This window comes from Stenotrophomonas sp. CASM110 (assembly GCF_049384345.1).
Classification (GTDB): Bacteria; Pseudomonadota; Gammaproteobacteria; order Xanthomonadales; family Xanthomonadaceae; genus Stenotrophomonas; species Stenotrophomonas muris.
Map to the genome: position 1 here is coordinate 200,595 of NZ_JBMRGI010000007.1, position 19,764 is coordinate 220,358.

The 19,764-nt window shown below is 67.2% G+C and carries 21 protein-coding genes, 1 other RNA gene and 1 pseudogene; 15 read left to right on the forward strand and 8 right to left on the reverse strand.

Annotated features, from left to right (window positions below):
* The first annotated feature begins 36 nt into the window (after nucleotides 1-36).
* The 3 genes from VG561_RS08205 (at nucleotide 37) to pepQ (ending at nucleotide 4,094) form a co-directional block, all read left to right on the forward strand.
* Nucleotides 37-2,316, forward strand: a complete 2,280-nt coding sequence (locus VG561_RS08205; RefSeq protein WP_423179525.1) for a DUF1631 family protein — start codon at nucleotides 37-39, stop codon at nucleotides 2,314-2,316.
* Nucleotides 2,313-2,687 (forward strand): PilZ domain-containing protein, encoded by a 375-nt coding sequence (locus VG561_RS08210; RefSeq protein WP_049440486.1) that lies wholly within the window; start codon nucleotides 2,313-2,315, stop codon nucleotides 2,685-2,687. Before VG561_RS08205 ends, VG561_RS08210 begins: the two co-directional genes overlap by 4 nt.
* 75 nt (nucleotides 2,688-2,762) lie before the next feature.
* Nucleotides 2,763-4,094 carry a Xaa-Pro dipeptidase gene (gene pepQ, locus VG561_RS08215; protein WP_134809242.1) on the forward strand — a complete coding sequence of 444 codons (1,332 nt, stop codon included), beginning with the start codon at nucleotides 2,763-2,765 and terminating at the stop codon, nucleotides 4,092-4,094.
* Nucleotides 4,095-4,597: 503 nt separating this feature from the next.
* On the opposite strand, the gene VG561_RS08220 is transcribed toward pepQ, so the two are convergent.
* A complete protein-coding gene (locus tag VG561_RS08220) occupies nucleotides 4,598-5,920 on the reverse strand; it encodes an aminopeptidase P N-terminal domain-containing protein (protein WP_087786593.1) in 1,323 nt (440 codons plus the stop codon).
* Between the two features lie 5 nt (nucleotides 5,921-5,925).
* Nucleotides 5,926-6,474 carry a YecA family protein gene (locus VG561_RS08225; protein ID WP_014648288.1) on the reverse strand — a complete coding sequence of 183 codons (549 nt, stop codon included), beginning with the start codon at nucleotides 6,472-6,474 and terminating at the stop codon, nucleotides 5,926-5,928.
* Nucleotides 6,475-6,628: 154 nt separating this feature from the next.
* Between VG561_RS08225 and VG561_RS08230 the strand changes: the two genes are divergently transcribed.
* The 8 genes from VG561_RS08230 (at nucleotide 6,629) to VG561_RS08265 (ending at nucleotide 10,777) form a co-directional block, all read left to right on the forward strand.
* Entirely contained in the window at nucleotides 6,629-6,850 is a 222-nt protein-coding gene (locus tag VG561_RS08230) for a TIGR02449 family protein (RefSeq protein ID WP_005410898.1), read from the forward strand.
* Nucleotides 6,847-7,143: a cell division protein ZapA gene (locus tag VG561_RS08235; protein WP_005410899.1), complete on the forward strand. Its 297-nt coding sequence runs from the start codon at nucleotides 6,847-6,849 to the stop codon at nucleotides 7,141-7,143. Before VG561_RS08230 ends, VG561_RS08235 begins: the two co-directional genes overlap by 4 nt.
* Before the next feature lie 153 nt (nucleotides 7,144-7,296).
* Nucleotides 7,297-7,482, forward strand: a non-coding RNA gene (ssrS, locus tag VG561_RS08240) — 6S RNA.
* Nucleotides 7,483-7,565: 83 nt separating this feature from the next.
* The gene (locus tag VG561_RS08245; RefSeq protein WP_423179526.1) at nucleotides 7,566-8,159 is read left to right on the forward strand and encodes a 5-formyltetrahydrofolate cyclo-ligase; all 594 of its coding nucleotides are present in this window, start codon (nucleotides 7,566-7,568) and stop codon (nucleotides 8,157-8,159) included.
* The gene (locus tag VG561_RS08250) at nucleotides 8,156-8,635 is read left to right on the forward strand and encodes an EVE domain-containing protein (protein ID WP_014648290.1); all 480 of its coding nucleotides are present in this window, start codon (nucleotides 8,156-8,158) and stop codon (nucleotides 8,633-8,635) included. The genes VG561_RS08245 and VG561_RS08250 overlap by 4 nt, the downstream gene beginning before the upstream one ends.
* Nucleotides 8,636-8,657: 22 nt before the next feature.
* Entirely contained in the window at nucleotides 8,658-9,305 is a 648-nt protein-coding gene (gene rpiA, locus VG561_RS08255) for a ribose-5-phosphate isomerase RpiA (protein ID WP_014648291.1), read from the forward strand.
* A gap of 21 nt (nucleotides 9,306-9,326) precedes the next feature.
* The gene (locus tag VG561_RS08260; protein WP_014648292.1) at nucleotides 9,327-9,773 is read left to right on the forward strand and encodes a DUF192 domain-containing protein; all 447 of its coding nucleotides are present in this window, start codon (nucleotides 9,327-9,329) and stop codon (nucleotides 9,771-9,773) included.
* Between the two features lie 158 nt (nucleotides 9,774-9,931).
* Nucleotides 9,932-10,777 carry a SirB1 family protein gene (locus tag VG561_RS08265; protein ID WP_024957828.1) on the forward strand — a complete coding sequence of 282 codons (846 nt, stop codon included), beginning with the start codon at nucleotides 9,932-9,934 and terminating at the stop codon, nucleotides 10,775-10,777.
* Nucleotides 10,778-10,817: 40 nt separating this feature from the next.
* Here the strand turns inward: VG561_RS08265 and VG561_RS08270 are convergent, their stop codons facing one another.
* Nucleotides 10,818-11,042 (reverse strand): rubredoxin, encoded by a 225-nt coding sequence (locus VG561_RS08270; protein WP_346601637.1) that lies wholly within the window; start codon nucleotides 11,040-11,042, stop codon nucleotides 10,818-10,820.
* A gap of 34 nt (nucleotides 11,043-11,076) precedes the next feature.
* Between VG561_RS08270 and thiE the strand changes: the two genes are divergently transcribed.
* Together thiE and hemL are read left to right on the forward strand one after the other, a co-directional pair.
* On the forward strand, nucleotides 11,077-11,703 hold the full coding sequence (gene thiE / locus VG561_RS08275) for a thiamine phosphate synthase (protein ID WP_346601638.1): 627 nt from the start codon (nucleotides 11,077-11,079) through the stop codon (nucleotides 11,701-11,703).
* A 16-nt stretch (nucleotides 11,704-11,719) separates the two neighbouring features.
* On the forward strand, nucleotides 11,720-13,009 hold the full coding sequence (hemL, locus tag VG561_RS08280; RefSeq protein ID WP_049407023.1) for a glutamate-1-semialdehyde 2,1-aminomutase: 1,290 nt from the start codon (nucleotides 11,720-11,722) through the stop codon (nucleotides 13,007-13,009).
* 72 nt (nucleotides 13,010-13,081) lie between these two features.
* On the opposite strand, the gene azu is transcribed toward hemL, so the two are convergent.
* Nucleotides 13,082-13,531: an azurin gene (gene azu / locus VG561_RS08285; protein WP_032956045.1), complete on the reverse strand. Its 450-nt coding sequence runs from the start codon at nucleotides 13,529-13,531 to the stop codon at nucleotides 13,082-13,084.
* Nucleotides 13,532-13,654: 123 nt separating this feature from the next.
* Here azu and VG561_RS08290 point away from each other — a divergent pair, with 123 nt between their 5' ends.
* On the forward strand, nucleotides 13,655-14,257 hold the full coding sequence (locus VG561_RS08290) for an HAD-IA family hydrolase (RefSeq protein WP_014648298.1): 603 nt from the start codon (nucleotides 13,655-13,657) through the stop codon (nucleotides 14,255-14,257).
* A gap of 144 nt (nucleotides 14,258-14,401) precedes the next feature.
* Here the strand turns inward: VG561_RS08290 and VG561_RS08295 are convergent, their stop codons facing one another.
* Nucleotides 14,402-15,628, reverse strand: coding sequence for an acetylornithine transaminase (locus tag VG561_RS08295; RefSeq protein WP_049440495.1), 1,227 nt, complete (start codon nucleotides 15,626-15,628; stop codon nucleotides 14,402-14,404).
* 63 nt (nucleotides 15,629-15,691) lie between these two features.
* Here VG561_RS08295 and VG561_RS08300 point away from each other — a divergent pair, with 63 nt between their 5' ends.
* Nucleotides 15,692-16,564 carry an ion transporter gene (locus tag VG561_RS08300; protein WP_014648300.1) on the forward strand — a complete coding sequence of 291 codons (873 nt, stop codon included), beginning with the start codon at nucleotides 15,692-15,694 and terminating at the stop codon, nucleotides 16,562-16,564.
* A 102-nt stretch (nucleotides 16,565-16,666) separates the two neighbouring features.
* Here VG561_RS08300 and VG561_RS08305 read toward each other — a convergent pair.
* The 3 genes and pseudogenes from VG561_RS08305 to VG561_RS08315 all read right to left on the reverse strand — a co-directional run bounded on the left by VG561_RS08305 (nucleotide 16,667) and on the right by VG561_RS08315 (nucleotide 19,667).
* Nucleotides 16,667-17,607 (reverse strand): annotated as a pseudogene (locus VG561_RS08305) (YiiG family protein).
* 155 nt (nucleotides 17,608-17,762) lie between these two features.
* Nucleotides 17,763-18,755, reverse strand: coding sequence for a YiiG family protein (locus tag VG561_RS08310; RefSeq protein WP_262093074.1), 993 nt, complete (start codon nucleotides 18,753-18,755; stop codon nucleotides 17,763-17,765).
* A gap of 93 nt (nucleotides 18,756-18,848) precedes the next feature.
* A complete protein-coding gene (locus VG561_RS08315; RefSeq protein WP_088375448.1) occupies nucleotides 18,849-19,667 on the reverse strand; it encodes an SDR family oxidoreductase in 819 nt (272 codons plus the stop codon).
* Nucleotides 19,668-19,764: the final 97 nt, after the last annotated feature.

The following is a 19,764-nucleotide window of genomic DNA, read 5'->3' on the forward strand; positions in this document are numbered from 1 at the left end:
AGGATCGATCCGCGGGAATCCGGGTACCGCTCGCCGATGTCAGCTGTCTTTTCCATCACCTCTGCCGACAAAGCACGCCTGGCCGCCAGCGACCTGCCATCGCGGGTGCGTGAACTGCTGGGTGCGTTGATCGGCCTGTGCCGGCAAACGCTGGCCGCGCCCCTGATCCTGACCGTCGAAGCGCTGGAGCAGACGCTGCTGCACGACGCCGACCGTGCACGCAATCCGATGCAGCAGGCGGACCTGATGGCCCAGCGTGGCCAGCTGCACGCCTTCGCCGGCCATTTCGCCGACCGCATGCTCGATGCCGTGGCCGAAGCGCTGGCGGGCCTGCGCGAGCCGTCCACCGCCGCTGCGGCCCCTGCTTCGCCGCCGCCGCTACCGGGCACGCTCGGCCTGTCGCTGGTCGATGAGCACGAGGTGGATCGCGACCTGCTGCTGACCGAAATGATCCGGCGCGAGACCCTGCGTTCAACCAATACGTTGAACCTGCTGGGACAGCGCCTGGGCGTGCTCGCGGCGGCGCCGGCGTTCGAGGCCGACACCCTGCCACTGGCACCGCAGGCCCTGTGCGCGATGGTGCGCCGGATCGCCGAACAGGACGCCCTTGGCGTGGAGGTGCAGCTTGCGCTGTACCGCAGCTTCGAGCGGCAGGTGCTGGAACGCCTGGGCGATGTGCTGGACCGCGCCAATGCGCTGCTGGCCCAGCATGGCGTGCTGCCGGGCCTGGTCTACACCCCGTACCTGGCACGCTCGTCGAGCACCCGGCGGATCATCACCCAGTCGGTGGGCGGCGGCCGCACAACCCAGCCTGCCAAGCGTTCCGCCGCGCCGTTGACCGGCTGGAACGGCTCCGCTCCGGCCGGTTCCTGGTCGAACCTGGTGCAGGACGCATTCAACGACGCGGGTACGCCGGGCGCAGCCACCGCTGGCGTGACCACGTCCACCGGCAGTGCGCTGCATGAATTGCTGCAGCAGGCCCGCCATGCCACTGCCCCTCCTGCGGACACCGCTGCCGTGCCCAGTGCGGCCGTCGATGCGGTCCTCGCGCGGCTGCAGGCCCAGTCCAGCGCGGCCACCGGCGTCGCCGACCTGCAGGCCGCGGTGGTCGCCCAGCTGCGCAGCGAGCACGGCGCGCAGGCCCAGCTGGGCAGCCACGACCGCGACAACCTCGACCTGCTGCGCCTGCTGATGCAGCAGGTGCAGCAACAGCAGCGCCCCGACCCGGTGCCGGCCGCCCTGCTGGCGCGCCTGCAGGTACCGCTGGCGCGTGCGGCGATGGCCGACCCCGGCTTCTTCGTGCGCGATGAACACCCTGCACGCGAACTGCTCAACCAGATTGCCGAAGTCGGCGCCAACTGGCTGGGCGACGATGACGTGGATCCCCAGCTGCTGCAGCGCATGGCGCAGAGCGTGCAGGGTCTGCTCGGCCAGGATGCACGCTCGCCCGAGGCCTTCGCCGCCGCCAACGAAGACGTGCAGCAGCATCAGCGCGCGGCGGCCCATCGCGCCGAACTGGCCGAGCGCCGCCACGTCGAGGCCGCGCGTGGCAAGGAACGGCTGGAACTGGCGCGTCGCCAGGCCAATGCGCAGATCGACCAGTGCTGCGACACACAGGCGCCGCCGCGCTTCGTGCAGACCCTGCTGCGCCAGGCCTGGGCCGATGCACTCACCCTCACCCGCCTGCGCCATGGCGAAGATTCGCCGCAGTGGCAGGAACGCCTGCTACAGACCGAGCGCATCGCCGCGGTGACCGCGCAGGCCGTCGATGCCAACGGTGGCACCGATGCAGTGCTGGCCAGCGAGGTGGAATCGGCGCTCGTGCAGGTCGGCTATCACGCCGAGGAAGCCGCCGCCGTTGCACGCCGCCTGGCCACGCCAGGAGGCGAGGATGAAAGCACCTCGCGCACCGAGCTCAGTGCGCGCCTGAAGGCACGTGCACGACTGGGTGAACATGCTGCCAGCGGCAGCGCCGACGCCCCGCGCACGCCGCGCAGCAGCGCCGAAGAGGCGGCCTACCAGCAGCTCGTGACCCTGCCCTTTGGCAGCTGGTTCGACATCGACAACGGTGACGGCACCCTGCGCCGCCAGCGCCTGTCCTGGTACAGCCTGCTGACCGGCCACGCCCTGTTCGTCAATCCGCGCGGGCAGAAGATCGCCGATACCGACCTTGATACGCTGGCCCGGCAGCTCAGCGCTGGACGTGCGCAGCTGGTCACCGAAGACAAGGGGCGGCTGGTCGATCGCGCATGGCAGGCCAGCCTCGGTGCGCTGCGTGCGCTGGCCGGCGGCCGTTACAGGGAGGCGTCCGTTTGAACGTGCAACCGCCGCAGGACACCCGCCGCGCGCCGCGTCGCCAGGTCTCGGACCTGGTACCGGTCACCGACCAGATGCGCGAATGCGTGGTGGGCCGGCTCGGCAATGTCTCCGAGACTGGCATGTTGATGCTGGCCAGCACCCCGCTGCGCGAGGACGCGCTGTACCAGTTCCGCTTCCCGTTGCCGATCAGTGACGGCCGCCACGAGGCCATTGACGTGGGCGTGCACCTGCTGTGGAGCGAGCCGGCGCATGTGCCCGGCCAGAGCTGGACCGGTTTCCGCTTCCTCACCCTGTCACGCGAACATCGGCAGCTGCTGCGCCAGTGGATAGGCGAAGACAGCGACGAGGCACCGGTTTCGACGGCCTGAGTGCCGGTTCCAGCACAGCGGTTTTTCCCGGTATGCGGCAGAATCTAGGGCCGTTTTCCGTGTCGAGCCACCGCAATGATCCAGCAAGACCCCGGCGCCCTGTACCCCGACCACCTGGCCGTGCTGTGCCGACGTGCCGAACAGGCGTTGGCCCGCGGCGGCTTCGACCATCTGGTCGTGCCCAGCGGCACCCTGCACTACCAGGTGTTCGACGATCGCGACTACCCGTACGCGGTCAATCCGCAGTTCAAGGCCTGGCTGCCGCTGACCCGGGTGCCCAACAGCTGGATCGTGTTCACCCCGGGCAAGCGCCCGGCGGTGATCTTCCACCAGCCCTTCGATTACTGGCACGTGGTACCGGACGCACCGAGTGGCTGGTGGGTGGAGCACTTCGACATCCACATCATCCGCAAGCCCGAAGAGGCGCTGGCCCTGCTGCCGGCCGACCCGTCGCGCTGCGCGATCCTCGGCGAGCCGCAGAGCGCGCTGGGCAGGTACGTGCCGAACAACCCGGCACCGGTGGTGAACTACCTGGAATGGCACCGCGGCAGCAAGACGCCGTATGAGATCGCGCTGATGCGCCAGGCGCAGGTGCTGGGCGTGCGCGGCCACCGCGCCGCCGAAGCCGCGTTCCGCAACGGCGCCGACGAATTCAGCATCCACATGGCGTACTGCCAGGCAGTGGGCCAGGATGCCAACGAGCTGCCCTACGGCAACATCGTGGCGCTCAATGAACATGCCGCCGTGCTGCATTACACCGAGCTGGGCCGCAAGGCGCCGCAGCCGCTGCGCAGCTTCCTGATCGATGCAGGCGCCAGCGCGCACGGCTACGCCAGCGACATCACCCGTACCTACGCCGCGCAGGGCCACGACGAATTCGCTGCGATGATTGCTGCCGTCGACGCCGCCCAGCAGCAGATGTGCGCAGCAGTGCGCCCGGGCTTCGACTACAAGCAGCTGCACGTGGACGCACATCTTTCGCTGATGGGCGTGCTGAAGGACTTCGGCGTGATCAAGGTCTCGCCGCAGACCGCGCTGGAGACCGGCGTCAGCGCCGCGTTCTTCCCGCATGGCATCGGCCACCTGATCGGCCTGCAGGTGCACGACGTGGCCGGTTTCGCGGCCAGCGACGAGGGCGGCCGCATCGAGCGCCCGGCGGGCCACCCGTACCTGCGCCTGACCCGCGTACTGGAACCGGGCATGGTGGTGACCATTGAACCGGGCCTGTACTTCATCGACATGCTGTTGAACGAAGTGAAGGACGCCGGCCATGGTGATGCGATCAACTGGGACCGCGTGGATTTCTTCCGTCCGTATGGTGGCATCCGCATTGAAGACGAAGTGCTGTGCACCGAGGGCGAGGCGGACAACCTGACGCGGCCGGCGTTTGCGGCGGCCAACGGCTGAGCCCCTCGTGGTTGGGCGCTGATATCAAAGGCCGCGCTTGGCCGGGCGGGGTGGGTTTGCAGGACACGCCGTAAACCCATCCATGGGGGCTCGATGGCGCCATCCATGGCGCCAACGGTCCTGCAAATCCACGCCGCCCGTCCTTTGACAGTTTCCTGCTGCGTCCAACCACGGAAAAAGAAGAAAGAAAAGCAGAAGCGGGTCGCTCGCTGCGCTCGCTCCGTGTCGACCAAGGTCGACACCTACCAACAGCCGCGCGTGCCAATAACCGCGGTTGCCAACAGCCGCGTGAACCTGTCGAAGGCGGGGTACTGTGGGTTTGCGGGGTGTGAGCGGCATGGATGCCGCGACCAAGCCCCCATGGATGGGTTCACGGCGTCCCCGCACACCCACAGTGCCCCGCCATCCCACGGAATGCGCGCTGTTGCTATTGCTGTTGCTGTTGCTGTTGCTCTTGCTGTTGCCTCTGCGGGTGCAGGGCTGCAAGCCCTGCAGAACACCCCTTACCCCGCCATCACCGCTTCAATCTCGTCGGCGCTGCGCGCCAGACCTTCGGTCAGCACGCGATGACCGTCGTCGGTGATCAGCACATCATCCTCGGTACGGATGCCGATGCCGCGCCAGCGCGGTTCCACCGTCGTATCGTCCACGCCGATGTACAGCCCCGGCTCGATGGTGAATGCCATGCCCGGCTCCAGCAGCCGCGAATCGCCCGCCAGGCGGTAATCGCCCACATCGTGCACGTCCAGCCCGATCCAGTGCCCGGTCTTGTGCCGGTAGAAACGCTGGTACAGGCCTTCGGACAGGTTCTTTTCCAGCGTCCCCTTCAGCAGGCCCAGCCGCAGCAGGCCCTCGGTCAGGGTCTGCACCGCGGCCAGGTGACCGGCCTCGTACGGCACGCCCGGCCTGGCCTGGGCCAGCGCGGCGGCCTGCGCATCGCCGACCAGGTCGTGCAGTGCACGCTGCTCGGCGCTGAAGCGGCCATTCACCGGAAACGTGCGGGTGATGTCGCTGGCGTAGCCACGGTACTCGGCACCGGCGTCGATCAGCACCAGCTCGCCGTCGCGCGAACGCGCGTTGTTGTCCCGGTAATGCAGGATGCAACCGTTGCGGCCCGCACCGACGATGCTGCAATACGCCGGCACTGCATCGCTGGCGCGGAACACGCGTTCCAGCTCGGCCTGCAGCTCGTATTCGTGGATGCCGGCCCTGGCAGCCTTCATCGCCGCCAGATGCGCACGCACGCTGATCTGCGCGGCGTGGTGCATCAATGCAACTTCCGCACCGGACTTGAACAGGCGCTGCTCGTGCAGCAGATGGCCCAGTTCAAGGAATTCATGCGGCGGCTGCGCGCCGTGGCGCACCTGCGAACGCACGCGGTTGACCCAGCCGATCAGCTTCAGGTCGAAATCGGCGTCGCGACCGAAGTGGTAGTAGACGCGCGAACGGCCTTCCAACAGGCCCGGCAGGATGTCGTCCAGATCATCGATCGGGTACGCATCGTCCATGCCGTACTGCGCCACCGCGCCTTCCTGGCCGGCACGGCTGCCGTCCCAGGCTTCGCGCTCGGCATCACGTTCGCGGCAGAACAGGATGGCCTCGCCGTGGCGCCGGCCCGGGATCAGCACCAATACCGCCTCCGGCTCCGGGAAACCGCTCAGGTACTGGAAGTCCGAGTCCTGGCGGAACGGGTAATGGGTATCGAGGCTGCGCACCTTCTCGGCCGCGGCCGGCAGCACCAGGATCGCGTCCTCGCCGGCCATGTCCATCAGCTGGCGGCGCCGACGCTTGTATTCGCCGGCCGCGATGCCGGTGCGCTGCTTGATGTCCATCAGTTCAGGCGCTGCCGATGGCGCGAGGCCAGCACCACGTCACCGTGCAGCAGCAGTACCGCCACGCGGATGAACTCCTCGATCTCCGACAGGGCTTCGTCGTCATCATCGCCACCCGCTTCGAAATCCTCGCTGGAGGCGCGTGCCAGGCTGGCCATGTCGGTCAGCGCTTCTTCACCCTCTTCGGACAAGGTCGGGCGGCGGCCGCCGCTGCCCAGGCCGAAACCACCCAGGAACGAGCGGGTCCAGCTGAACATGGCATCGGCCTGCGCGGACACGTCGTCGCCGTCTGTCAGCAGCAGTTCGAAGGCGAAGTCGCGGTCTTCCAGCTGCTTGATGGTCGCCTGCAGCAGCTGCCCCAGCACGCTGTCGGCGGCCACCGGCGGCAGGTTGTCGTCGGCCAGCACCCGTGCCGGCCAGTCGTTGCCGGGGGCGCCACCGGCGGCCAGCCAGCCACACAGCGCACCGTGCAGCTCGGCAGCGGTAGCGCCCAGGCCCAGTTCCTGGCTGGCGCGGGTAACGTCGTCGACGGAGGGAAGTTCGGTCATCGTGCGGCTCGTTCGGAGAAGGAAACCCGGGGCGCGCACGCGCGCGCCCGTGAGACCCAGTAGTGTAGCAACCCGGCGGCGTCCTCTCTGCGGCCGCCAGGCCTTGCTGCGACAACGCTTGACCGCCCTTGCCCGGCTTGCCTATCGTGCCCGCATGGAACCCGCCGATCCCCTTGCCCAGCTGCAGGACTTCGCCGCCCGCGTGGAAGCGTTGCTCGAACGCAACCAGCGCCTGGCCGAGGAGAACCGCAGCCTGCGCCACCAGCAGGAACAGCTGGTGGCCGAGCGTTCCACGCTGCTGGCCAAGAACGAGCAGGCACGCTCGCGGGTGGAAGCAATGATCAGCCGGCTCAAATCCCTGGAGCAGCACACATGAGCGCCGAACCGGTCAGTGTCCGCATCCTCGATCGTGAATACACGGTGGGTGTCGGCGGCGATGAACGCGACAGCCTGATGGCCGCCGCGCGCCTGCTCGATGCGCGCATGCGCGAAATCCGCGGCAGCAACCGCATGGCCGCCGTCGACCGCGTCGCCGTGCTGGCCGCACTGAACCTGGCCCACGAACTGCAGCTGCTGCGCGACGAGAACGCCCGCCAGGCCGTGGCCCTGCAGCAGACGCTGGCCGACCTGAACAGGCGTCTGGACCGCGCGATCGACGGCACCCCCTAGAAAAAGGGGACGGAGGGGATTAAGGCGCATTCGCCCCATCCGTGCCGGAAACGTCTTAATCCCCTCCGTCCCTTTTTCGCATATCTGAATTGGCACGGACTGTTGCCGACGAACGGCCTATCCAGATCCTGCACGCTGGCTATAATGGCCACGCGTTCTCTGCGGTACTCGACGGCATGTGCAAACATTCGCCTTGTCCCTTAAGAACGACACCGGGAGCGCGACAGCGCCGGGAGTGCAGGTCCGCCTTGTAGCGGGAAGCCCGATGGTTCTCCAGCGTTCCCACTTGAGCCCCCGGGTTCAAGGTCGTTTCGCATGCATCGACATTGCGGAGAATGCAATATTCCAGCAAGGGCGGCGTCTTCGGGCGTCGCCCTTGTTCTTTCCGGCACAATGGCGGCTGATCCTTGCCGCACGCTGCCATGACCGACCCGCGCCAGGCCCTGCGCCACGACCTGCGGCAACGCCGCCGCGACCTTTCCGCCGGTGAGCGCATCGCTGCCGCCGAATCCCTTGCCGATGCCCTGCTCGCCCTGCCGTTCACCCCACGCGAAGGCGCCGTGGCCGGCTACTGGGCGCTGGATGGCGAAATCGCCCTGCACCGCTGGCAGCTGCAACTGCCCGAAGGCCTCACCTACTGCCTGCCGGTGCTGGCCGGCGAGGTGCTGCGCTTCGCGCCGTGGCGGCCGGGGCAGGCGCTGACCAGCAACCGCTACGGCATTCCCGAACCGGACGTAGCGCTGGACGATACGCTGGAACCGGCGCAGATGGCGCTGGTGGTGGCCCCGCTGGTGGGCTTCGACGCACAGTGCCGGCGGCTGGGCATGGGGGGCGGCTGGTATGATCGCAGCTTCGCCTTCCGCCAAGACCGGCCGGCGCCGCCCTGGCTGGTCGGTGCTGCGTTCGCGGTGCAGCAGGTCGAGTCCTTGCCGGTGGCGTCGTGGGACGTGCCGGTGGATGCGATCTGCACCGAAGACGGCACCCTGTTCCCCTCCGCTGCCCCCGTGAACGCATGACCGCCCGCAAGCGCTACTGGCTGATGAAGTCCGAACCGGACGCCTTCTCCATCGATGACCTGGCCAAGGTCAAGGTCGAACCCTGGAACGGGGTGCGCAACTACCAGGCGCGCAACTTCATGCGCGATGGCATGCAGGTGGGCGACGGCATCCTGTTCTACCACTCCAATACCAAGGTGCCGGGCATCGTCGGCCTGGCCACGGTGGCCAGCACCGCCTATCCGGACGACACCCAGTTCGATCCAAAATCCGACTACTACGACCCCAAGAGCACGCGCGAGAACCCGCGCTGGATGCTGGTGGACGTGGCCTTCGACCGCAAGCTGAAGCAGGTGATCGCGCTGGACGAGATCAAGCTGCACGCCGAGGAACTGGGCGAAGGCTTCCCGCTGGTTGCCAAGGGCAACCGCCTGTCGGTGTTCCCGGTGACCGCCGCGCAGTGGAAGCTGCTGCTGTCGCTGGAAAAGAAATCCTGATTCCCTGCCTGAGAGTTCTCCCATGTCCGAAGCCAAGCGCCTGGCCGCCGAGAAAGCCATCGAATACGTCGAAGACGGCATGATCGTCGGTGTCGGCACCGGTTCCACCGTGGCCTATTTCATCGATGCCCTGGCCCGCATCCAGCACCGCATCAAGGGCGCCGTGTCCAGCTCCGAGCAGAGCACCGCGCGCCTGAAGCAGCACGGCATCGAAGTGATCGAGCTGAACCACAGCGGCAACCTGTCGCTGTACGTGGACGGCGCCGATGAGTGCGATCCGAACAAGTGCCTGATCAAGGGCGGCGGCGCCGCACTGACCCGCGAGAAGATCATCGCCGAGGCCAGCGAGCGCTTCATCTGCATCGTCGACCCGAGCAAGCAGGTGCCGGTGCTGGGCAGGTTCCCGCTGCCGGTGGAAGTGATCCCGATGGCGCGCAGCCTGGTCGCCCGGCAGATCCGCGACATGACCGGCGGCCAGCCGACCTGGCGCGAAGGCGTGGTCACCGACAATGGCAACCAGATCCTGGACATCCACAACCTGCAGATCACCGATCCGGAAAAGCTGGAGCGCGAGCTCAACCAACTGCCGGGCGTGGTCTGCGTGGGCCTGTTCGCGCGCCGTCGCGCCGACGTGGTGATCGTCGGCGGCGAGCCGCCGGTCGTGCTCTGACCCTTCCGAAGGATCCTGACGATGTCGCTGTTGCGTTCGCTGCTGATGCTTCCGCTGCTGGCCCTGGCCGGCTGTGCCACCGACGCGGCCCGCCATTGGGTCGAGCTGGATGGCGCCCGCTACCAGGTGGAGCTGGCCACCAATGACGAAACCCGCGCGCGCGGGCTGATGTTCCGCGACCAGATGGCGGCCGACCACGGCATGCTGTTCATCCACGACCGCGAAGAAATGCAGGCGTACTGGATGAAGAACACCAGGATCGCGCTGGACATCCTGTACTTCGACAGCCAGCGCAGGCTGGTCAGCCAGCAGCGCGACGTACCGCCGTGCTCGGCCGGCGACATGTGCCCGCCCTACCCCAGCGGTGGCCCGGCGCGCTACGTGCTGGAACTCAACGCCGGCCAGGCCGAGAAGCTGCAGTTGAAGGACGGCACGGAGCTGAAATTCGGCCCGGGCATCGAAAAGTAAGGTACGGCCGGGCTGCGCCCGGCACCCGCAGTAGTGCCGGCCGCTGGCCGGCAACCCTGCAGGGGTCAGATCCCCTTCGCACGCGAAAGGGATCTGACCCCTGCATTTTTCACGCGGCACCGCTTGAAACGGCCTGCGAATGACGCCAGTCTGTGGCCATGCAGGACCGGATCACACTCCCCGACTGGGATGCACTGGCCGACCTCGAAGACGAGGCGCTGCCACTGTTGCCGACCGCGCTGCTGATCGCGCGCGATGAATACCCCGATCTGCAGCCGTCGACCTACGATGCGCTGATCCAGAGCCACGTCGACCACCTCCGCTCGGAAGTGGAGAGCATCGACAACAGTCCATTGAAGATGGCGGCGATCAACCGCCACCTGTTCGACGAGCTGGGCTACAGCGGCGACCACGACGAGTATTACGACCCGCGCAACAGCTACCTCAACCAGGTATTCGAGCGCCGGCTGGGCAACCCGATCTCGCTGGCGCTGGTGCAGATGGAAGTCGCGCGGCGGCTGGGCATTCCGCTCGACGGCGTGTCCTTCCCCGGCCACTTCCTGGTGCGCCTGCCGGTGGACGACGGCGTGCTGGTGATGGACCCGTTCAATGGTGGTCGCCCGCTGGACGTGGACGAACTGCGCGAACGCGCCAAGTCACACCTGGGCGGGCAGATGCCCGACGACCAGGTGCTGGCGCAGATTCTGGACCCGGCGCCGGCGCGCGCGATCCTGATGCGCATGCTGCGCAACCTGCACGGCGTGTATGCCGAAGCCGGCGAATGGGACCGCGCCGCGCGCAGTGCCGACCGCCTGCTGAAGCTCGCCCCGGAGCAGGACGATGCGCTGCGTGACCGCGGCCTGGCCTACCTGCAACTGGAGTACCTGGCCGGTGCCCGCCACGACCTGGGGCAGTACCTGAAGCGCAACCCGGAAGCCAGTGATGCGCAGTGGCTGCGCGAGAAGCTGATCGACCTCGGCGGACCGATGCCGCGGCTGCATTGAGGGTGCCGGGGTGTGGACCAACAGTCCACACCTACCCTCATCAATCGACCTCGACCATCTCGAAATCGGCCTTGGTGACCCCGCAGTCCGGGCAGGTCCAGGTCTCCGGAATGTCCTCCCAGCGCGTCCCCGGCGCGATGCCCTCCTCCGGCAGGCCGTCCGCTTCGTTGTACAGGAAGCCGCAGACCACGCACATCCAGGTGCGCAAGGTGGTGGGGGTGGCATCGCTCATCGGATAATCAGGGCTGGATTCACGGGCCGCCATTGTCCCATCGCGGTCCACTCACCGGTAGCCATCGATGACTTCTGCTTCCCCGGCGCCCCGCGGCGTCTACCTGATCACCCCGGACGAGCCCGATACCGCACGCCTGCTGGCCCGTACCGCGCCGCTGCTGGCCGCTGGCACCACCTGGCTGCAGTACCGCAACAAGACCGCCAGTGACGCGCTGCGGCGGGAGCAGGCCACCGCCCTGCAGGCGCTGTGCGCGGAACACGGCGTGCCGCTGATCGTCAACGACGACCCGGCGCTGGCCAAAGCCGTTGGCGCGGCGGGGGTGCACCTGGGCGGCACCGACGGTGACATCCCCAGCGCACGCGCCCTGCTCGGTGCCGAGGCCATCATCGGCGCCTCCTGCTACGACCAGCTGGCCAATGCAGAGAAGGCCGTGGCCGCCGGCGCCAGCTACGTGGCCTTCGGCGCGTTCTTCCCGACCACGACCAAGGTCACCAGCAGCCGCGCGCATACCGACCTGCTGCGGCAAAGCGCCGCACTGGGCGTGCCGCGGGTGGCGATCGGCGGCCTGACGCCGGACAATGTCGGTCCCATCATCGACGCCGGCGCCGATCTGGTCGCCGTGGTCAGCAGCGTGTTCGCCGCCGAAGACCCGGTCGCGACCCAGCGCGCCTACCTCGCCCAGTTCGCGTAACGCCCAGGAAAGCCCCATGAACCACGACCAGTCCCACGCCCTGTTCTCCCGCGCCCAGCAACTGCTGCCGGGCGGCGTCAATTCGCCGGTACGCGCGTTCAAATCGGTCGGTGGCGAACCGTTCTTCGTCGAGCGCGCCGACGGCGCCTACCTGTACGACGTCGACGGCAACCGCTACATCGACTACGTCGGTTCCTGGGGCCCGATGATCGTCGGCCACAACCACCCGGCCGTGCGCCAGGCGGTGAAGAAGGCGATCGACAACGGCCTGTCCTTCGGCGCGCCGTGCGCAGCCGAAGTGACCATGGCCGAGACCATCACCCGCCTGGTGCCGTCGTGCGAGATGGTGCGCATGGTCAACTCCGGCACCGAGGCCACGCTGTCGGCGATCCGCCTGGCGCGTGGTGCGACCGGCCGCAACCGCATCGTGAAGTTCGAAGGCTGCTATCACGGCCATGGCGACTCGTTCCTGGTCAAGGCCGGCAGCGGCATGCTGACCCTGGGCGTGCCGACCTCGCCGGGCGTCCCGGCCGGGCTGAGCGAACTGACCCTGACCCTGCCCTACAACGATTTCGAAGCGGCCACTGCGCTGTTCGCGCAGCAGGGTGACGACATTGCCGGCCTGATCATCGAGCCGGTGGTCGGCAACGCCAACTGCATCCCGCCGCGCGAGGGCTACCTGCAGCACCTGCGCGAACTGTGCACGAAGCATGGCGCGCTGCTGATCTTCGACGAGGTGATGACCGGCTTCCGCGTCGCCCTCGGCGGCGCACAGGCGCACTACGGCATCACCCCGGACCTGACCACCTTCGGCAAGATCATTGGCGGCGGCATGCCGGTCGGGGCCTACGGCGGCCGCCGCGAGCTGATGCAGCAGATCGCCCCGGCCGGCCCGATCTACCAGGCAGGTACGCTGAGCGGCAACCCGGTGGCGATGGCCGCCGGCCTGGCGATGCTGGAACTGATCCAGCAGCCGGGCTTCCACGCCGACCTGGCCGAGCGCACCGCGCGCCTGTGTGCCGGCCTGGAAGCGGCCGCCGCCGAAGCCGGCGTGGCCGTGACCACCACCCGCGTGGGCGCGATGTTCGGGCTGTTCTTCACCAGCGAGAAGGTGGAGACCTATGCGCAGGCCACTGCCTGTGACATCCCGGCGTTCAACCGCTTCTTCCATGCGATGCTGGACCAGGGCGTGTTCCTGGCGCCGTCGGCGTACGAAGCCGGTTTCCTGTCCAGCGCGCACGACGATGCGGTGATCGAGGCCACCCTCGCCGCTGCACGCGTGGCGTTCAAGGCCACCAAGGGCTGATCGCAAAAAGGGGACGGAGGGGATTAAGTCGTTTGTGCACAAACGACTTAATCCCCTCCGTCCCCTTTTTTTCTAACCGAAGAGGAACTTGCCCTTCATCATCGCGAAGTGGCCGGGGAACGAACAGAAGAAGGTGTAGTCGCCACCTTTCTGCAGGCCCTGGGTAGAGAAACGCACGCGCGTGGTCTCGCCGCCGCCGATCACCTTGGTGTGCGCCAGCACGCGCTTGTCGGCCTTCGGCAGGTAGCTGTCAGCCAGGGTCATGCGCATGCCCGCCATCGCCACCGGCTGGTAATCAGCGCTGCGGGTCAGCACCCAGTTGTGGCCCATCGCGGTGACCGCCAGCTTGCCGGTATGGCGCAGGGTCAGGTCCACGGCGGTGCAATCAGCGGCAACCTTGATCTCGCGGCTGCTGAAGCTCATCTGGTCGGTGCTGTCGATGCTCACCGCACACACCCGCGCCATCGCCGACGGCGCCAGCATCAGCGCACCCAGTCCCACTGCCACCCTCCAAGCCTTCATCATTGCATCTCCTGCGGATTCAAGCGCCATTCTAGGCAGCCCCCTGCGGCGCCGTCTGCGACCGTCTGTCGCATGCCAGCTCCAGGGTTTCCCGCGCACTCATCGCAATGGCATGCTCAGCCGATGCGGATCGACCTGTTGCTGCTGGATGTGGATGGCGTGCTGGTGCAGTACCAGCGCGGGCAACGCGTGCTGCATCTGGCCCGGACACTGCAGGTTCCGACGCACGCCGTACAGGCCGCGCTGTACGACAGCGGCCTGGAAGCAGCGCATGACAATGGCACGCTGGATGGCCCGGCCTATCTGGCGCAGCTGGGAGAGCTTCTGGGCACGACTGTCGATGTGGCTGCATGGACCGCGGCGCGACGGGCCGCCAGCCATCCTCAGGCGGCCGTGTTGCAACGATTGCAGGCCCTGCAACTGCCAATCGCGGTGCTGACCAACAACGGCGCGCTGATGCAGCAGGCATTGCCCACCCTGCTGCCGGAACTGTTTCCTGCCCTGCAGGCGCGCGTGTTCTGCAGTGCGGATTTCGGCCTGCGCAAACCGGCGCCGGCGGTGTTTCTGCGCACGCTGGAAGCGCTGGGCGTGGCACCTTCGCGCACGCTGTTCGTCGATGACCTGTTCGCCAATGTGCGTGGCGCGCGCGCTGCCGGCCTGCACGCGGAAACCGTGCGCGATGGCCGGGGATTGGGCAAGGTGTTGAAGCGCTACCGGATTGCGTGAACCACTGTAGAGCCGAGCCCATGCTCGGCTGCTGTGGCCTGGCATCGCGATGAACCGAGCATGGGCTCGGCTCTACGGGCATTCCTCAGCAACGGGGTCAGAGCCCTCTCCGCAGGAGAGGGGTCCGACCCCGGCATGATGGCCTCAGCGCGCGGCGATGAACGCGGCAATCGCCGCGCGCAGGCGCTTCAGGCCTTCGGCCACTTCTTCGTCGGTGATGTTCAGCGACGGCACGAAGCGCAGCACGTCCGGGCCGGCCTGCAGGGTCAGTAGGCCCTGCTCGGCGGCGTGGTCGAGGATCGCACCGGCCTGGCCGGCGAAGTCCTTGCTCAGCACCGCGCCCAGCATCAGGCCACGACCACGCACGTCGCTGAACACACCGAACTCGTCGTTGATGCGGGCGAAGCCATCGCGCAGCGCCTTGGACTGGCGACTGACGTTGGCGGCGATCTCCGCCGAGGCCAGCTTGCGCAGCGCCACGCGGGCCACCGCAGCAGCCAGCGGGTTGCCACCAAAGGTGGTGCCGTGCGCGCCGAACTGCATGGTCTCGGCCACCTTCGGGCCGGCCAGCATCGCGCCGATCGGGAAGCCGCCACCGAGTGCCTTGGCCAGGGTAACCATGTCCGGCACCACGTCGTCCTGCCAGTGCGCGAACAGCGTGCCGGTGCGGCCCATGCCGGCCTGGATCTCGTCCAGCACCAGCAGTGCGTTGTGCTGGTCGCACAGTTCGCGCACGCGCTTGAGGAAACCGGACTTGGCCGGCATCACGCCGCCCTCGCCCTGGATGGGCTCCAGCATCACCGCCGCCACGTCGCCGGCGGCCATCGCGGTTTCCAGCTGTACTTCATCGTTGAAATCGATGTAGCGGAAGCCGCCGGGCAGCGGCTCGTAGCCTTCCTGGTACTTCGGCTGGGCAGTGGCGGTCACCGCGCCCAGGGTGCGGCCGTGGAAACTGCCACGGAAGGTGATGATCACCCGCTTGTCGGCCGGGCGGCCCTGGCTGGAGGCCCACTTGCGGACCATCTTGATCGCCACTTCGTTGGCTTCGGCGCCGGAGTTGCACAGGAACACGCGCTCGGCGAAGCGGCTGGCCTTCACCAGCTCCTCGGCCAGGTGCAGCGGCGGCGCACTGTAGAACACGTTGCTGGTGTGCCAGAGCTTGCCGGCCTGCTCGACCAGTGCGGCCACCAGGTCCGGATCGTTGTGGCCCAGCCCGCACACGGCGATGCCGGCGGCCAGGTCGATGAACTCACGGCCCTGGCTGTCCCACACGCGGGCGCCCTGGCCTCGCTCCAGTACCACCTGACGGGGCTTGTAGACCGGCAGGTAATAGTGCGAAAGGGAGATCAGCGGATCGGTAGCGGCGGTCATGGCAGTCGGCAGGGTTCAGGAATCCCCATTCTCGCGCCGGAACCCCTGCGGCACAATGCGCCCATGCGACCGTTTTCTGCCCCCCAGCTGAACCCCGCCACCGAGACCGGCTGGCGCCGCCGGTGGTTCGACATCATCTACCGCCACGACTCGCGGCCCTCGCGCAATTTCGACCTGATCCTGGTGGTGGCGATCGTCGCCAGCATCCTGGTGGTGATGATCGACAGCGTGCAGCACCTGCATGCCGAATGGTCCACCGGCCTGTACATCCTGGAATGGGCCTTCACGATCATCTTCACCGCCGAGTACCTGCTGCGGCTGGCCGTGGTCAAGCGTCCGCTGCGTTACGCGGTGAGCATCTGGGGCATCATCGACCTGCTGTCGATCCTGCCCGCCTACCTGTCGATGTTCATTCCTGGCGCGCAGAGCCTGCTGGTGGTACGCGCGTTGCGCATCCTGCGCGTGTTCCGCATCCTCAAGCTGACCCGCTACATCGAGGAAAGCGGCGTGCTGATGACGTCGCTGTGGCGCAGCAGGCGCAAGGTGCTGGTGTTCCTGTTCACGGTGATCACCATCACCATCATCGCCGGCGCGCTGATGTACGTGATCGAGGGCCCCGAACACGGCTTCACCAACATCCCGGCCAGCATGTACTGGGCGGTGGTGACCATGGCCACGGTCGGCTTCGGCGACATCGTGCCGCAGACCGTGCTTGGCCGCTTCGTCACGTCGGTGCTGATCCTGATCGGCTACAGCATCATCGCCGTGCCCACCGGCATCTACACCGCGGAGCTGGCCAGCACAATGCGTGAAGCCGAGCTGGCCGCGCGCCGCGATGCGCGTGGCTGCCCGCACTGCGGGCTGGAAGGCCACGAGCCGGATGCACGGCATTGCCGCAAGTGCGGGGGTGAACTACCGGATGCTTTCAGCCATTGAGGCACATGCCGGCCAGCGGCCGGCACTACCAAACCCGCAGGGTGCGTGCCGGGCGTGACCCGGCACTACCCCCGGTAGCTCCACGCCATGCGTGGATCCTCCTCAACGCATGCGGTTGCTGGTGGTCACCAGGTCGTTGTAGGCATCCAGGATCGTCGACTGCGCGCCCTCAGGATCGGTGGTGAGCCAGCTGCCCGACGCCTTGCGCTCGGCGGCCAACGCATCGGCGGTGATCGGCTTGCCCTGCTCCAGACGCTCGACACCGCGACCGGCGGTACGCACCAGCTTGTCGGCCGAACGCTGCACATGACCCCACATCGGGTCGTCCTTGCCGACACCACTGTTCTGGATTTCCGTCACCAGCGCCTGATAGTCGGCCAGCTGGCCGCGCAATACCGCAACGTCCGGTGCGTCGCTCTGGAACGCCATCGCCAGCTGCTTGCCATCGCCGACAAGGCGCAGGTGGTAATAGGCCAGCGAGGGCCTTCGCTTTCCTCGATCTGCTTCAGCTGGGCGGCGCGGCGATCGTTCTCGTTCTTTTCCAGCGCAGCATCCATCGCTTCGCTGGCCTTGAAGAAATCAGCATAGGCCTGCATCAGCGGGGTATGCTGGCTGCGCATCCCTTCGCCACCATCGCGACGATAGTCCTCGCGGGTGAAGTACCCATCGGCACGCTCGATCAGGGTGTTCAGTGCCTGGAATGCCCGCTGGTACTGTCGCGCTGGTGCATCCAGCGGCGTGGCAGGGGTCTTTGCCAGCGCATCGGTCAGCGGCTGGCCGCAATAGTCGACCCGGTGCGACAACAGCTTGCCGGGTGAACGCGGCTGCGCTTCCTTGCCGGTCGGGCCGGCCTCGGGATCCTTCATCCAGCCCGTATAGGTCTGGAAACCCTCGCGGATGGGCTGTTCGACGCCGTTGTAACACTCGATGTAGGCGTTCACCTTCCCCAGCCCGGGGTCGGCGACCGCCAGCCCCGCCGGGTTGTTGCAGCCGGCCAGCGCGCCAAGCAGGAGAACGGGAATCAGGCGTGTGGATGCGTTCAAATCAGTTCCTTGCACCAGTGAAAACTGCAGGCATCTTCATGCATGGCGCGGGCGCGCGCTCCAGCACCTCGGGAAGGTGCTGGCATTCGGGGCTGCGGGGCGCGTCATGTCGCAATCATCCTGCTCGATCGCGACAAAAATAACGTTGAGCTTCGCTACTGGCGGTTGCTCTGGAAAACCAGCGAGTTGTATTCCTGCATCAGCTTGTTGGCGGAGCCACGCGGCGCCATCGAGGGCGAATCCAGCATGCGTCGTTCGAAATCGCTGTAAGGCTTTTTCTCGCTGACGCGCTGCAGCCGCTCCTTGCCTTCGCGACGGAAGTTCTCGGCTTCACGCTCGAAGCTGTTCCAGTCCAGCTTGCCCGGCTCCTGATCAGCCACCTTCGCATGCGCTTCGTCGGAAATGCGGTTGAACGCATCCAGGCGCTCGCGCGCCTTGGCCTGATCGAAGTCATCCTCACTCATCAGATCCATGATGGCCTTGGCTTCCAGCATCATTGCCAGACGGTAGTACTCGCGCGTGCGTCCCTCGGCCTGTTCCAATACCTTGAGCTGCTCGCGCTGGGCGGCGTCGTTCTGGCGCTCCAGCTCGGCGTTGAACGTTTCGCTGGCAGTCACGAACTCCTTGAAGGCGGCCATCAAGGGCGCGTGCAGCTGCTTTCCCTTGGCGAACTGGTCGTCTTCGTAGTCCTGGCGATCGTAATAGTCGTGCGCGTCCTTGCTGAGCGGCACCAGTGCCTTCAGCGCCTGCTGGTAATGGCCAGCAGCGGCATCGAGCTCAGCCAGCGCCGGCTTGGCAGCCATCGCCTCGGTCACGGGGCCATCGCACTGCTTCATGTCGTAATCGCTGATCTCGAACGGACCGTACACCTGGGTCTCGCGCCCGCTCGGGCCGGCCTCGACGTCCTTGATCCAGCGCGTATAGGACTCGATGCTGCCGTGGGTCTTCGAATCAAGCGTGTTGAAGCAGCCGATGTAGGCGTTGAGCTTGGCGGTCAACTGCTGCTGTGCGTCGGACGGCGCCGCGCTGGCGTCGGGCGTGCTGGAAGGGCCGGCGTCGCCAGTGGTTGCCGGTGCCTTGCCGCCGCAGGCAGCCAGGACAATCGACAGCGAAGCGGCCAGCGCCGCGACGGAAAGAGCGCGTGACATGGGTTCACGTCCTTGTTGAAAACGATTACAGCCGCGCATTCTAGCGCAGCAGGCCGAAGGTCGCAGCCCTCGGCCTCTGCCGGCGACGCGCGATCACTCCAGGAACAGATCCGGCAACAACGGACGCGATGGATCCACCGCATAGCCGGACAGATCGGTGATACCCGCCTGTGCCAGCACGTCATCGTCGATCAGGAACTGGCCATGGAAACCCGCCGCCTCGCGCACCAGCACCGCGTGCGCAGCATCGGCCATGATCTGCGGCGTGCGGCAGCCGGCCGCATCGACGCCCGGAATCATGTTGATCGCATCGGTGGCGATCACCGTGCGCGGCCACAGCGCGTTCACCGCCACACCCTGCGGGCCGAATTCCGCGGCCAGGCCGAGCGTGACGAAGCTCATGCCCATCTTCGCCAGCGTGTAGCCGGTATGCGCGCCCCACCACTGCGGTTCCAGGCTTGGCGGCGGCGCGAGAGTGAGGATGTGCGGGTTCGGCGCCTGCAGCAGGTACGGCAGGCAGGCCTGCGCGCACAGGAAGCTGCCGCGCGAATTGACCTGCTGCATCAGGTCGAAGCGCTTCATCGGCGTATCCAGCGTGCCACGCAGCCAGATCGCGCTGGCATTGTTGACCAGGATGTCGATGCCACCGAAGGTATCGACCGTGGCCGCAACCGCCGCGTGCACCTGCTCTTCCTCGCGGATGTCGCACTTCAGGGCCAGGCCCTGCCCGCCTGCCGCCGTCACCGCTTCGGCCGCGGTGTGGATGGTGCCCGGCAGCTTCGGATTCGGCACCGACGACTTGGCCGCAATGGCCACGTTGGCGCCGTCGCGCGCAGCGCGCAGTGCGATGGCCAGGCCGATGCCACGCGAGGCACCGGTGATGAAAAGCGTTTTGCCCTGCAGACTGCCCACGTCCCACACTCCAGCGTATGCAATGAGCCGCTAGTATGCCGCGCCGACGTGGAGTTCACCCGGCCTTGACGATACTTGGGCCTCCAGACAACGCACG